Genomic DNA, 14,142 nt, shown 5'->3' with positions numbered 1-14,142 from the left:
GTCAGTAACAGCGGTAACACCGCCATCGTAACAATGCGGTAACACATCCAATTGACTTCCCGTGTCCTCCTCACGACTATAGGCGTCCCGCTGCCGCCAACCCGGCGCTAAAGGGCGCAATCCAGGCCTTATAAGCACTGCTTCCAAGACAGTGCGCCTGTATAAACGAAGACTCACGCGCGTTACTCGCTGTTTCCAAGCGCCTGAACGAGGACCCTTTTCATGCCAGACATTACCCTGACCACCTTGCAGAGCCTCAAGCTCAAAGGTGAAAAAATCACCATGCTGACTTGCTATGACGCTACTTTCGCCAACGCCTGCTGCCAGGCTGGGGTAGAGGTGTTGCTAGTGGGCGACTCCCTGGGCATGGTTCTTCAAGGGAATGACAGCACGCTGCCCGTGACCACGGATGAACTTGCCTACCACACCGCCAGCGTCAAGCGTGGCAACGACGGCGCCTTGATCATCGCCGACCTGCCGTTCATGGGTTACGCCACGCTTGAGCAAACCTTCCAGAACGCCGGCAAGCTGATGCAGGCCGGCGCGCACATGATCAAAGTCGAAGGTGCCGTGTGGCTGGCCGAGTCGATCCGACTGCTGGCTGAACGTGGCGTACCGGTGTGTGCGCATATGGGCCTGACGCCACAGTCGGTGAACATCCTCGGCGGTTACAAGGTACAGGGCCGCAATGAAGCACAGGCCCGCCAGATGCGCGCCGATGCTATCGCCCTGGAACAAGCCGGTGCCGCGATGATTGTGCTGGAGTGCGTACCGAGCGAACTGGCCGCAGAAATCACCCAGGCCGTCAAAGTGCCGGTGATCGGCATTGGCGCAGGTTCCGCCACCGATGGTCAGGTACTGGTACTGCACGACATGCTCGGCCTGTCGATGACCGGCCACGTACCCAAGTTCGTTAAAAACTTCATGGCCGGCCAAGACAGCATCCATGCAGCGCTGAGTGCCTACGTCAGTGAAGTCAAAGCCGTCACTTTCCCGGGCATCGAACACGGATTCTCTGCATGAACACCGTTAAAACCGTCCGCGAACTACGGGCCGCCGTGACCCACGCCCGCAGTGCCGGCAAACGCATCGGCTTCGTGCCCACCATGGGCAATCTGCACAGCGGCCATGCCACCCTGGTCACCAAGGCTGCGCAGCAAGCGGATTTCGTGGTGGCGAGTATTTTCGTCAACCCGCTGCAATTCGGTGCCGGCGAAGACTTGGACAAGTACCCTCGCACGCTGGCCGCCGATCAGGAAAAGCTCTTGCAAGCCGGCTGCAACCTGCTGTTCGCGCCTACCGTCGAGGAAATGTACCCAGGCGGCATGACCGGCCAGACCCGCGTCAGCGTTCCACAACTGTCCGAAGGTTTGTGTGGCGCCAGCCGCCCAGGGCACTTCGAGGGCGTGGCCACCGTGGTCAGCAAGTTGTTCAACATGGTCCAGCCGGACATGGCCGTATTTGGTCAGAAGGATTACCAGCAACTGGCGGTGATTCGCGCCATGGTTCATGACCTGAACATGCCGATCCAGATCATCGGTGAGCCCACCGTACGCGCAGAGGACGGCCTCGCGCTGTCATCGCGCAACGGCTATCTCACCGAGGAGCAACGCGCTGTAGCGCCTGTGCTGTACCGCGCCCTCAGCCAGATCGCCACTGCCATCAAAGGCGGTGAGCATGATTTCGCCAAGCTGCGTGCCGAGCAGATCCATCTCATTGAAGCCGCTGGGTTGCGCATGGATTACCTGGAAGTACGCCAAGGCGTGCATCTGCGTCCGGCTACGGCTGAAGATCGTGATGTCGTGATACTGGTTGCGGCTTATCTGGGGGCGACACGTCTCATTGATAACCTGCACCTGAACCTCGCCTGAGCCCTCTTTACTCCCAACCTGTTGCCCCGATAGCTGTGCCGGTATAAAAAAGTACCGGCCACGGCACCGACAAAGCCAAGACATATCGACACGCTAGGTTTAATGTAATTGCCCTGCGCTATGGTTAGCGCTGTCTGGAACCCAGTCCTTGAGATAAGACTGGATGTTCCGGGCTTTGAAGTGTCCTAAAGGCAGTCCCCGTAATAAAAAGGAAACCCGCAGCGATGGCGTACTACCGCACCCCTCATGACGTTACCGCGCTGCCCGCCTGGCAAGCGCTTACCCAACATCGCCAAGCCATGCAGGATTTCAGCATGCGCGAGGCGTTCAATGCCGATCCTCAGCGTTTTTCCCAGTTCACCTTGAGCAGCTGCGGACTTTTCCTCGATTACTCGAAAAACCTGATCACCCGTGAAACCCGCGACCTGCTGGTGGACCTGGCCAATGAAGTAAATCTTAAAGGCGCGATCGACGCGCTGTACGCCGGTGAGCCGGTCAACTCCTCCGAAGGCCGCCCAGCGCTGCACACCGCGCTGCGCCGCCCAGTGGGTGACAAGCTGTCGGTCAACGGCGTGAATATCATGCCGGACGTGCACAAGGTGCTGAACCAGATCACTGACCTGGTCGGGCGCATCCACGACGGCCTGTGGCGTGGCTACACCGAGAAGCCGATCACCGACGTGGTGAACATCGGTATCGGTGGCTCGTTCCTCGGCCCGGAACTGGTCTCCGAAGCCCTGCTGTCCTACGCCCACAAAGGCGTGCGCTGCCACTACCTGGCAAATATCGACGGCAGCGAGTTCCACGAGCTGACCATGAAGCTGCGTGCCGAGACCACGTTGTTCATCGTCTCGTCCAAATCCTTCAATACCCTTGAAACCCTGAAGAACGCCCAGGCCGCACGTGCCTGGTACCTGGCCCAGGGTGGCTCGGAAGCCGAGCTGTATCGCCACTTCATCGCGGTCTCGAGCAACAACGCCGCGGCCGTGGCCTTCGGCATCCGCGAAGAGAACATCTTCCCGATGTGGGACTGGGTAGGCGGGCGTTACTCGCTGTGGTCCGCCATCGGCTTGCCAATTGCCCTGGCCATCGGCATGTCCAACTTCAAGGAGCTGCTGTCCGGTGCCTATACCATGGACCAGCATTTCCAGAACGCACCGTTCGAAGCCAACATGCCCGTACTGCTAGGCTTGCTGGGCGTGTGGTACGGCAACTTCTGGGGTGCGCAGAGCCATGCGATCCTGCCGTACGACCATTACCTGCGCAACATCACCAAGCACTTGCAACAACTGGACATGGAATCCAACGGCAAGAGCGTGCGCCAAGATGGCACGCCGGTGTCCACCGATACCGGCCCGGTGATCTGGGGCGGCGTAGGCTGCAACGGGCAGCACGCTTACCACCAGTTGCTGCACCAAGGGACCCAACTGATCCCGGCTGACTTCATTGTGCCGATCGTCAGCTTCAACCCGGTGTCCGACCACCATCAATGGCTGTACGCCAACTGCCTGTCCCAGAGCCAGGCACTGATGCTTGGCAAGACCCGCAGCGAAGCCGAGGCCGAGCTGCGTGAAAAAGGCCTGCCGGAAGCTGAAGTACAGAAGCTGGCACCCCACAAGGTGATCCCGGGCAACCGTCCGAGCAACACCATCGTGGTCGAGCGCATCAGCCCGCGTCGCCTCGGTGCACTGGTGGCGATGTATGAGCACAAGGTGTTCGTGCAGAGCGTTGTCTGGGGCATCAACGCCTTCGACCAATGGGGCGTGGAGCTGGGCAAGGAGCTGGGCAAAGGCGTGTACAACCGCCTGACCGGCGCCGAAGAAACCCTGGCAGACGATGCCTCGACCCAAGGCCTGATCAACTACTTCCGCGGTCGTCACCGCGGCTGAAGCAGGTTTGGAGGCCAACGTCCGTTTGGACGTTGGCCTTGAACCCTCCCGCCACAGGGTGCATCTTTATTGCTTGTCGCAAAAACAAGAATAAGGATCGCTCATGTTCGATATCAGCACGTTCCCCACCGCCGATGCCGTCCGCCGGGCTGCGCAACTCAGTCAAGACGACTACCAGCGCCTCTATCGCCAATCCATCGAACAGCCGGACACCTTCTGGGCCGAACAGGCCAAGGGCTTTCTCGACTGGATAACGCCGTGGCACACCGTCCAGCAGTCAGACATCAAGACCGGCGCTGCCCAATGGTTTGCCGGTGGCCAGTTGAACGTCAGCTACAACTGCATCGACCGTCACCTGGCGCAACGTGCCGATCAGCCAGCCTTCATTTGGGAGGGCGACGATCCGACAAAATCCAGCAAAATCACCTACCGCCAACTTCATCAAAACGTCAGCCGCCTGGCCAACGTCTTGAAAAGCCGTGGCGTGAAAAAAGGCGACCGGGTTTGCATCTACATGCCAATGATCCCGGAAGCGGCCTACGCCATGCTGGCCTGTACGCGAATTGGTGCGGTGCACTCGGTGGTGTTTGGCGGCTTTTCCCCTGACGCCCTGCGTGATCGTATTCTCGACGCCGATTGCCGCACCGTGATCACCGCCGACGAGGGCATGCGTGGTGGCAAGCCAGTGGCACTGAAACAGAATGTCGACAAAGCCCTGGCCAGTTGCCCGAACGTCAGTACGGTGCTGGTGGTGGAACGCACGGGGGCAAGCGTGAACTGGAACGAGGGCCGCGACCTCAAGTATCAAGCCGCGCTGGAAGCCGCCAGCGACAACTGCCCGCCTGAACCGATGGACGCCGAAGACCCGCTGTTCATCCTCTATACCTCCGGCAGCACGGGCAAACCCAAGGGCGTGCTGCACACCACCGGCGGCTACCTGCTGCAAGCGGCGATGACCTTCAAGTACGTGCTCGATTACCAAGAGGGCGAAGTGTTCTGGTGCACCGCCGATGTGGGCTGGGTCACTGGCCACAGTTACATCGTCTACGGCCCGCTGGCCAATGGCGCCACCTCGCTGATGTTCGAAGGCATACCCAGTTACCCGGACAGCTCGCGCTTCTGGCAGGTGATCGACAAGCACCAGGTGAATATTTTCTACACCGCGCCCACCGCGTTACGTGCCCTGATGCGTGAAGGCCACGGCCCATTGGAGAGCACCTCCCGCGCCAGCCTGCGCCTGCTCGGCAGCGTTGGCGAGCCAATCAACCCGGAAGCCTGGGATTGGTACTTCAACGCGGTCGGCGAACAGCGCTGCCCCATCGTTGATACCTGGTGGCAGACCGAAACCGGCGGCATCATGCTCAGCCCGCTGGTCAGCGCCCAGCGCATCAAACCCGGCTGCGCCACCCAACCGATGTTCGGCGTGCAGCCGGTGCTGCTCGATGAGCAAGGCAAGGAAATCAGCGGCGCCGGCAGTGGTGTGCTCGCCATCAAATCAAGCTGGCCGGGGCAGATTCGCAGCGTCTACGGCGACCCGCAGCGCATGATCGACACCTACTTCAAACCCTATCCCGGTTATTACTTCACGGGGGACGGTGCGCGCCGCGATGAGGACGGCGACTACTGGATCACCGGGCGGATCGACGATGTGATCAACGTCTCGGGCCATCGCATCGGCACCGCCGAGGTGGAAAGCGCCCTGGTGCTGCATGACCAGGTCGCCGAAGCCGCTGTGGTCGGCTACCCCCACGACGTCAAGGGCCAGGGTATCTATGCCTTTGTAACGCCAATGAATGGCGTCGAGCCCAGCGATGCGCTGAAAAAGCACCTGCTGGATCTGGTCAGCAAGGAAATCGGCAGCTTTGCCAAGCCGGAACTGATCCAATGGGCGCCTGCCCTGCCGAAAACCCGCTCCGGCAAGATCATGCGGCGCATCTTGCGCAAGATCGCCTGCAACGAACTGGACAGCCTGGGAGATACCTCGACCCTGGCCGACCCGAGCGTCGTAGACGGCTTGATCGACAAACGCCTGAACCGATAGGAACACCCGAGCCTCCATGGAATTTATCCGCAGTCGTATCGAAACCCAGTTGATGAGCCTGACGGGCTTGTCACTGGGCCAACTGGACCTGGAGAACCCCAAGGGCGATCCGGGCCTGTTCGGGCCGGATTCAATGAGTTGGCAAGTGCATGGCGACTTCAGCAGCATGCTTATCGGTGGCATCAGTGCCTTGATGCTGCAAGCCTTGCACCCATTGGCTCTGGCCGGCGTGTGGGACCATTCGAATTTCCGCCAGGACATGCTCGGGCGCTTGCGGCGTACCTCGCAGTTCATTTCCGGCACCACCTTCGGCTCGCGCAAGGACGCTGAGTGGTTGATCGAAAAAGTGCGCACCATTCACCTGCAGGTGGTCGGCCATGCACCGGATGGGCGACCTTATGCGGCCAGCGATCCAGAGCTGCTGACCTGGGTGCATGTGGCCGAGGTCAGCAACTTTCTCGCTGCTTACCTGCGTTATCGCAACCCACAGCTTTCGGGTCGGGACCAGGATCGCTACTACAGCGAAATTGCCTTGGTCGCCGAACGCCTGGGCGCTCGGCGTGTGCCGCGTTCACGCCAGGAAATTTCGGATTACCTGGCGCGCATCCGCCCGCAACTGCGGTGCGACGAACGCAGCCGCGAGGTGCTGCGCCTGCTGCTCAATGCCCCTGCCCCCAGTACGTTGGCCAAACCCTTCGGCAGCCTGATGATGCAGGCCGGGATCGACCTGCTGCCCGACTGGGCAAGCGCAATGCTCGACCAATACCAGAGCCCACTGCAACGCCAGATGATCCGCGCCGGGGTCAGGCGCAGTGCGCCACTGCTGCGCTGGGCGATGCGCAATGGTTCGGTGCAGCGCGCCCATCGGCGGATGGGGTTGATGTAGGTGGCGGCCCATAGCTGTTAAACTCCGCGCCCATATTGCCCTCATTTACCCGCTAGCAAGGCGCGCTCCATGACTCCCTTGAATCAGGCGCTGCGCGCCGCCCTCGATTATCGCCAAGACCTCCTCAATACGCTGCACGCCCAAGGTACGGACTGCTATCGACTGTTTCACGGCAGCCAGGAAGGTGCCGGTGGCCTGACCATCGATCGCTACGGCCCGCAATTATTGGTGCAGAGCTTCCACCAGTCCCTTGAAAGCGCAGACCTGCTGGACCTGCACCAACTGATCAACCAGTACATGGGCCTGGAATTGCTGCTGGTATACAACGACCGTGCCCGGGGCAACTCGCGGATCGACCGCGAAGACACGGTGTACCGTGCAGAGCCTGCGGCGCTGGAAGACCTGGTCGGCCACGAATGGGGCCTCAACTACCGCGTACGTGGACGCCATGCCGGACAAGACCCGTTGCTGTTCCTCGACCTGCGTAACACCCGTGGCTGGGTCAAGGATCACAGTGCCGGCAAAAGCGTGCTGAACCTGTTCGCCTACACCTGCGGCGTGGGCTTGAGCGCGGCGGCCGGCGGTGCGCGCGAGGTGTGCAACCTGGATTTTGCCGAGGGCAACCTGGCGGTTGGGCGTGAAAACGGCCAGCTCAATCCGCATCTGCCAACCATGGAATTTGTGCAGTCCGATTACTTCCCGGCGATTCGCCAGTTGGCGGGCCTGCCGATCACCCAGCGTCGTGGCCAGAAGCTGCCCAGCTATCCACGCCTGGAGCCGCGTCAGTACGATCTGGTGCTGCTCGACCCTCCGGCCTGGGCCAAGAGCGCCTTCGGTACCGTCGACCTGTTGCGCGACTATCAGAGCCTGCTCAAGCCCGCGCTGCTGGCTACCGCCGACAATGGCGTGCTGATTTGTTGCAACAACCTGGCGAAGGTCAGCATGGATGACTGGCGTGAGCAGGTGCTGCGTTGCGCAGAAAAAGCCGGTCGCCCCGTACGTGACTGGCAGGTCATGACACCCGGGGCCGACTTCCCCTCGAAAGATCAACAACCGCCATTGAAGACCTTGATCCTGCAGTTGTAGGAAGTTTCCCAAGGCCCACGGTTCTTCGGAACCGAATTCCCGTGCCATACTCCAAGGCACTCTCGTTCGACATAGATGGCGTCACCCATGCCCAAAGGATTGATTCGCGCCGCAGGCGCCTTGTTGACCGCCCTTGCTTTGTACAGCGTGCTGGGCTTTCTGATCTTACCCGGCATTGCCCTTCGCATTGCCAACCAACAGTTGGCGAACTACGCCACGGTGCCAGCGCGAATCGAGCGCATCGAGCTCAACCCGTTCAGCCTCGAACTGACGCTGTGGGGCCTGAAGATCGGTGAGCCTGGCAAAGAACAAGTGGGTTTCGAGCGCTTTTACGCCAACCTGCAAGTGGACAGTCTCTGGACCCGCGCCCTGCACCTGGCCGATGTGCAACTGGACCAGCCCAAGACCGAACTGCTGTTCGACAAATCCGGCCAACTTAACCTGGCGCAGCTGTTCAAACTGCCACCGAGCGAGCCGACTCCGGCCGACCCCGATGCCAAGCCGTTTCCACTGCGTATCGACAGCATCAAGCTGGCGGGCGGTAACCTGCATTTCCAGGATCTACGCCCCAGCGAACCCATCGAATTCCTCTACGACAAACTCGACTTCGAGCTGAAAAACCTCAGCACCTTGCCCGAAGACAACGCCGACATGACCCTGGTCGCCGCCGGCCCTGAAGGTGGGCAGATCGACTGGAAAGGCAATTTCAGCCTGGTACCGATCACCTCCGAAGGCACCTTGAAGGTCACCGATGGCAAGATGAAAGCCTGGTGGCCGTATGTGCGTGACGCCTTGCCACTGGTGCTGGAAGACGGTGTGCTCAACTTCAGCACCGACTATAAATTCAGCCTGGCCAAAGAAACCGAACTGAACCTGACCAATACCGCCGCCAGCATCGCACCCTTTGCGATCAAGGCGCCGGATGGTCGGCCACTGGCCCGCCTGGAGCGCCTGGATGTCAGCGAAACCACGGTGGACCTGGCTAAGCAGCAGGTGATTGTCGGCAAGATCCGCAGCAACAAGCTGGAAACCTGGGCCGCCCGTGAGGCCGATGGGCAACTGGACTGGCAGAAACTGTTCGCCAGCCAGCCGAGCAAACCAGCCAAGGCTCCGGAACCGGTCAATGCGCCGGCCACTGCCGATGCCCCTGAAGCGCAACCGGCGGCCCCGAACAAACCCTGGCAAGTGCTGCTCAAGGATGTACAACTGCGTAACTATCAGGTGCACCTGGCCGACCGCCAGGCCAAGCCTGCGGTCGCGCTGGAGCTGGGCCCATTGAATGTCGACGTGCAGAACTTCGACAGCCTCAACCAGAGCCCATTTACCTTGAAGGTCGACACCGGCCTGGGCAAGCAAGGCAAGATCCAGGCAACTGGCGAGGTTAACCTCAACCCGGTCAGCGCCAAACTGAAAGTGAACACCCAGGACATCGACCTGCGTGTCGCCCAGTCCTACATCAGTCCGTTTATTCGCCTGGAACTGCGTAGCGGCATGCTGGGCAGCAACCTGGATGTGAACCTCAAAAGCACCGAGCCACTGGCACTTCAGGTCACCGGCCGCGCCCAGGTTGATCAACTGCACACCCTGGATACGCTCAAGACCCGCGACTTCCTCAAGTGGCAACGCCTGGTGCTGGAGGGCGTGAACTACCAGCACGGCCAAAGCCTGTCGATCGACAAGGTCAACCTGCAGCAGCCGTATGTGCGCTTCATGATCAACGACGACCGCACCACCAACATTGACGATCTGCTGATTCCACAGCCGGCAGACAGTGGCAACAAGTCGAAGTCGGCCGCCAAACCTGCAGCCAACAACGAGAAGCCACTGGGCGTTCATATCGGCCAGATCGCGATCAACGACGGCTCGGCCAACTTTGCCGACTTCAGCCTCACTCCCAACTTTGCCACCGCGATTCAACAGCTCAACGGCCAGATTGGCACCATCGACAGTCGCCAGGCCAAACCGGCCAGCGTCGACATAAAGGGTAAAGTGGACCGCTACGCGCCGGTGACCATCAAAGGCAGCGTGAATCCGTTTGACCCGATGGCAGCGCTGGACATCGCCACCAGCTTCAAGCGTGTCGAGCTGACCACATTGACGCCGTACTCGGGCAAGTTCGCCGGTTTCCGTATCCGCAAAGGCCGCCTCAACCTGGACCTGCACTACGTGATCACCAAGGGCCAGTTGAAGGCCGAGAACAAAGTGGTGGTCGAGCAACTGCAACTGGGTGAGAAAGTCGACAGCGCTGACGCCGTGGACTTGCCGATTCGCCTGGCGGTTGCGCTGCTCAAGGACTCCGACGGCAAGATCTCCATCGAACTGCCGGTAACCGGCGACCTGAACAACCCACAATTCAGCGTGATGCCGATTGTGTGGCAGACCCTGCGTAACCTTGTCGTCCGTGCGGCAACGGCGCCCTTCAAGTTTATCGGCGGGCTGGTGACCGGTGGCGGCTCTGAAGACCTGGGGAACGTGTCGTTTGCCGCAGGCTCCAGTGAGCTGAACAAAGATGCCGAAGGCGCGCTGAACACCCTGGCCAAGGCGCTGAAAGAGCGCCCTACCCTGCGCCTGGAAATCGAAGGTACCGCAGCTGCCAGCAGCGACGGGCCGTTCCTGGCCGCACAACGGCTGGAGCGTGAATACCAATACAACTACTACAAGATCCTCCAGCGTCGTGGCGACAAAGTCCCCGCCCAGGCGTCGTTGCTTGAGGTGCCAGAGAAAGAAAAAGCACCGTTGCTGGAGGGTATCTACCGCACTCGCCTCAAACAGCAACCACCGGCCGAATGGAAGGACCTGGGCAGCGCTGAACGCACGGCGAAGCTCAAGGACGGCGTGATCAAGTTCTGGAGCGGCAGTGATGTGCTGTTGCGCCAACTGGGCCAAGACCGCGCCAGTACGATCAAGGATTACCTGGTGGACAAGGGGCAGTTGGAAGATGACCGGGTGTACTTCATTGATGCGCAGTTGGGGCAGGCCGAGAAAGATGGTCGGGTCGTCACGCCAATGCATCTGGATGCTGAGTAACCCGCGACTGCCACACAACTAATGTGGGAGCGGGCTTGCTCGCGAAGGCGGTGTATCAGGTACACATTCAGTGACTGATACATCGCCTTCGCGAGCAAGCCCGCTCCCACACTTTTTGATCTTCGTATGCCCTTCAAAATAGAACAGGCCCCGACACAAGTGCCGGGGCCTGTAATGACCACATCCATGTGGTCGGTCGCATGAACTCCAGAGGTGCATTGGGTGGATATCTAACTCACCCTAAGCCGCCGCAGTCTAGTTCAGACGAAAAGGGTAACGTTACTCTGCTTTCAGGCCGTCGGCCGATACAGCTTTAACGCCCTTGATTTTCTTGGCGATTGCCACCGCGGTAGTTTTCTGAGCTTCGGTGACCGCTACGGTCGACGACAGGGAAACTACGCCTTTGTTGGTTTCGACTTTGATGTCGGTGCCAGGAATGCCTTTCTCGGTTACCAGATCAGCTTTTACCTTGGTGGTAATCCAGGTATCCGTAGTCCCTTCCTTGGCTTTGTCGATGTTGTCAGCTTTTACAGCACCGCCAGCCAGCAGGCCATCAGCGGAAACAGCAGTCACGCCTTTAATTTTCTTGGTGATGGCTACAGCGGTCGCTTTCTGGGAATCCGAGATAGCTACGTCAGAGGACAGGGAAACCACACCTTTGTTGGTTTCAACCTTGATGTCCGAACCAGGAATGCCTTTCTCGGTCAGCAGGTCAGCTTTTACTTTGGTGGTGATCCAGGTATCCGAGGTGGACTCTTTAGCCTTGGTCATTTCACCAGCCGCCAGAGTCATAGGGGCTTGGGAAGTCTGAGCAAAGGCTACGTTAGCACCCATGGCCAGAGTCAGAGCGGTAGCAGTAGCGAGAGCGAACTTCTTCATACGAGTAACTCCTGTTTTATTAAAAGTCTGCAGCGCGTGAACCTTGATGCTGCAGCGTTAACAGGGATATTGCAGGCAGTGTGCCAAGTCGGAAAATAGAGTTAAACCCTTATAAATCAATGAGTTGAAAAACACACTGATTTTCGAAATCGTGCAACTTGCATGAACTGCGTCGTGCCTGCATGCAAGTTGCGGTTTTTTGCCTTGGGCTAAATGGCTGATTTTGCTTAATTTTCCAGCGCCCATAAAAAAAGGACTCCGAAGAGTCCTTTTTTCAGCCTGGCCTACGGGTGATTAAACGCCCGAAGCCTTGGCTGCTGCTACGTCCTTGATGGACAGCTTGATACGACCGCGGTTGTCCACGTCCAGTACCAACACTTCTACTTCCTGACCTTCTTTCAGAATGTCAGTCACTTTCTCAACACGAGCGTCGCTCAGCATGGAGATGTGAACCAGACCGTCTTTGCCTGGCAGGATGTTAACGAATGCGCCGAAGTCGACGATGCGCTCAACCTTACCGACGTAGATCTTGCCGATCTCAGCCTCAGCGGTGATACCCAGGACGCGCTGACGTGCAGCTTCAGCAGCCTCCTTGGTTTCGCCGAAGATCTTGATCGAGCCGTCGTCTTCGATGTCGATCGAAGCCTTGGTCTCTTCACAGATCGCACGAATGGTCGCGCCGCCTTTACCGATAACATCACGGATTTTGTCGGTGTCGATTTTCATCGCGATCATGGTCGGAGCATTTTCCGACAGCTCGGTACGGGACTGACCAATGATCTGGTTCATCTGGCCGAGGATGTTCAGGCGCGCTTCCAGGGCTTGGCCCAGAGCGATTTCCATGATCTCTTCGGTGATGCCCTTGATCTTGATGTCCATCTGCAGCGCGGTCACACCTTTAGCGGTACCGGCTACTTTGAAGTCCATGTCGCCCAGGTGATCTTCGTCACCCAGGATGTCGGTCAGGATGGCGAACTTCTCGCCTTCTTTAACCAGGCCCATGGCGATACCGGCAACCGGTGCCTTCATCGGCACACCAGCGTCCATCAGTGCCAGGGAAGCACCGCAAACGGAAGCCATGGAGCTGGAACCGTTGGACTCAGTGATTTCCGACACAACACGGATGGTGTACGGGAACACGTCAGCAGCAGGCAACATGGCCTGAACCGAACGGCGTGCCAGACGACCGTGGCCGATTTCGCGACGGCCAGCACCGCCCATGCGACCACACTCGCCCACCGAGAACGGCGGGAAGTTGTAGTGCAGCATGAAGGGGTCTTTTTTCTCGCCTTCCAGGGTGTCCAGCAGTTGTGCGTCACGGGCAGTACCCAGGGTCGCGACTACCAGAGCCTGAGTTTCACCACGAGTGAACAGCGCCGAACCGTGAGTCTTCGGCAGAACGCCGACTTCGATGTTCAGTGGGCGCACGGTGCGAGTGTCGCGACCGTCGATACGTGGCTTGCCGTTAACGATGTTTTCGCGAACGGTGCGGTATTCGATTTCACCGAATGCAGCTTTAACGTCGCTGGCAGAAGGCTGGCCTTCTTCACCGGACAGCTTGGCCACAACCTGATCCTTCAACTCGCCCAGGCGAGCGTAACGGTCGGCCTTGACGGTGATGGTGTAGGCGTCGGAGATGGCAGCGCCGAACTCGGAGCGGATAGCGCCCAGCAGCTCAGTGGCTTCCGGGGCAGCAGCCCAGGTCCAGGTCGGCTTAGCAGCTTCGGCAGCCAGTTCTTTAACAGCGTTGATCACAACCTGGAACTCGTCGTGAGCAAACAGTACAGCGCCCAGCATCTGGTCTTCGGTCAGCTCTTTGGCTTCCGATTCAACCATCAACACGGCTTCCGAAGTACCGGCAACGACCATGTCCAGGCTCGAGGCCTTCTGTTGTTCGTAAGTCGGGTTCAGCAGGTAGCCGGTGCTTTCGTGGAAAGCAACGCGCGCTGCGCCGATCGGGCCATCGAAAGGAATGCCGGAGATGGCCAGGGCAGCCGAAGTACCGATCATCGCAGCGATGTCCGGATCGGTCTTTTTGCTGGTGGAAACCACGGTGCAGACAACCTGCACTTCGTTCATGAAGCCTTCTGGGAACAGCGGACGGATCGGACGATCGATCAGTCGGGAAGTCAGGGTTTCTTTCTCGGAAGGACGGCCTTCGCGCTTGAAGAAACCGCCAGGGATCTTACCGGCAGCGTAAGTCTTTTCCTGGTAGTGAACGGACAAAGGGAAGAAGCCTTTGCTCGGGTCAGCGGTCTTGGCGCCAACAACGGTCACCAGTACGGTAACGTCATCGTCAACGGTAACCAGCACTGCGCCGGAGGCTTGACGGGCGATACGGCCTGTCTCGAGGGTAACGGTCGACTGACCGAACTGAAATTTTTTGATAACCGGGTTCACGGTGTCCTACCTTCTTTGTGGCTCTTGGGGGAACTTGTCTTCTTGCGAAATTCTTGGGCAATG

The 14,142-nt window shown here is 59.2% G+C and carries 9 protein-coding genes; 7 read left to right on the top strand and 2 right to left on the bottom strand.

Going from position 1 to position 14,142, the window contains the following annotated elements; all coding sequences use genetic code 11:
- Positions 1-222 precede the first annotated feature (222 nt).
- The 7 genes from panB to FRT59_RS24755 all read left to right on the top strand — a co-directional run bounded on the left by panB (position 223) and on the right by FRT59_RS24755 (position 10,800).
- Positions 223-1,023: a 3-methyl-2-oxobutanoate hydroxymethyltransferase gene (panB, locus tag FRT59_RS24785; protein ID WP_043050611.1), complete on the top strand. Its 801-nt coding sequence runs from the start codon at positions 223-225 to the stop codon at positions 1,021-1,023.
- The gene (panC, locus tag FRT59_RS24780; RefSeq protein ID WP_153872633.1) at positions 1,020-1,871 is read left to right on the top strand and encodes a pantoate--beta-alanine ligase; all 852 of its coding nucleotides are present in this window, start codon (positions 1,020-1,022) and stop codon (positions 1,869-1,871) included. Before panB ends, panC begins: the two co-directional genes overlap by 4 nt.
- Positions 1,872-2,095: 224 nt before the next feature.
- A complete protein-coding gene (gene pgi, locus FRT59_RS24775) occupies positions 2,096-3,760 on the top strand; it encodes a glucose-6-phosphate isomerase (protein ID WP_153872632.1) in 1,665 nt (554 codons plus the stop codon).
- Positions 3,761-3,863: 103 nt separating this feature from the next.
- Entirely contained in the window at positions 3,864-5,801 is a 1,938-nt protein-coding gene (gene acs, locus FRT59_RS24770) for an acetate--CoA ligase (protein WP_153872631.1), read from the top strand.
- Between the two features lie 16 nt (positions 5,802-5,817).
- On the top strand, positions 5,818-6,687 hold the full coding sequence (locus FRT59_RS24765; RefSeq protein WP_153872630.1) for an oxygenase MpaB family protein: 870 nt from the start codon (positions 5,818-5,820) through the stop codon (positions 6,685-6,687).
- A gap of 69 nt (positions 6,688-6,756) precedes the next feature.
- Entirely contained in the window at positions 6,757-7,773 is a 1,017-nt protein-coding gene (locus tag FRT59_RS24760; protein ID WP_153872629.1) for a class I SAM-dependent rRNA methyltransferase, read from the top strand.
- A gap of 87 nt (positions 7,774-7,860) precedes the next feature.
- Positions 7,861-10,800 carry a DUF748 domain-containing protein gene (locus FRT59_RS24755; protein WP_153872628.1) on the top strand — a complete coding sequence of 980 codons (2,940 nt, stop codon included), beginning with the start codon at positions 7,861-7,863 and terminating at the stop codon, positions 10,798-10,800.
- 279 nt (positions 10,801-11,079) lie between these two features.
- Here the strand turns inward: FRT59_RS24755 and FRT59_RS24750 are convergent, their stop codons facing one another.
- Together FRT59_RS24750 and pnp are read right to left on the bottom strand one after the other, a co-directional pair.
- Entirely contained in the window at positions 11,080-11,679 is a 600-nt protein-coding gene (locus FRT59_RS24750; RefSeq protein ID WP_153872627.1) for a BON domain-containing protein, read from the bottom strand.
- 294 nt (positions 11,680-11,973) lie between these two features.
- The gene (gene pnp, locus FRT59_RS24745; protein ID WP_034117854.1) at positions 11,974-14,079 is read right to left on the bottom strand and encodes a polyribonucleotide nucleotidyltransferase; all 2,106 of its coding nucleotides are present in this window, start codon (positions 14,077-14,079) and stop codon (positions 11,974-11,976) included.
- Positions 14,080-14,142: the final 63 nt, after the last annotated feature.

The organism is Pseudomonas haemolytica (assembly GCF_009659625.1).
In the GTDB taxonomy this organism is placed as follows: Bacteria; Pseudomonadota; Gammaproteobacteria; order Pseudomonadales; family Pseudomonadaceae; genus Aquipseudomonas; species Aquipseudomonas haemolytica.
Note: the sequence above shows the minus strand (reverse complement) of the source record. Positions and strands in the feature narration are given on the sequence as shown.

Coding starts and splice junctions, on each gene's coding strand:
- panB (WP_043050611.1), top strand. CDS start 223: ATGCCAGACATTACCCTGACCACCTTGCAGAGCCTCAAGCTCAAAGGT.
- panC (WP_153872633.1), top strand. CDS start 1,020: ATGAACACCGTTAAAACCGTCCGCGAACTACGGGCCGCCGTGACCCAC.
- pgi (WP_153872632.1), top strand. CDS start 2,096: ATGGCGTACTACCGCACCCCTCATGACGTTACCGCGCTGCCCGCCTGG.
- acs (WP_153872631.1), top strand. CDS start 3,864: ATGTTCGATATCAGCACGTTCCCCACCGCCGATGCCGTCCGCCGGGCT.
- FRT59_RS24765 (WP_153872630.1), top strand. CDS start 5,818: ATGGAATTTATCCGCAGTCGTATCGAAACCCAGTTGATGAGCCTGACG.
- FRT59_RS24760 (WP_153872629.1), top strand. CDS start 6,757: ATGACTCCCTTGAATCAGGCGCTGCGCGCCGCCCTCGATTATCGCCAA.
- FRT59_RS24755 (WP_153872628.1), top strand. CDS start 7,861: ATGCCCAAAGGATTGATTCGCGCCGCAGGCGCCTTGTTGACCGCCCTT.
- FRT59_RS24750 (WP_153872627.1), bottom strand. CDS start 11,679: ATGAAGAAGTTCGCTCTCGCTACTGCTACCGCTCTGACTCTGGCCATG.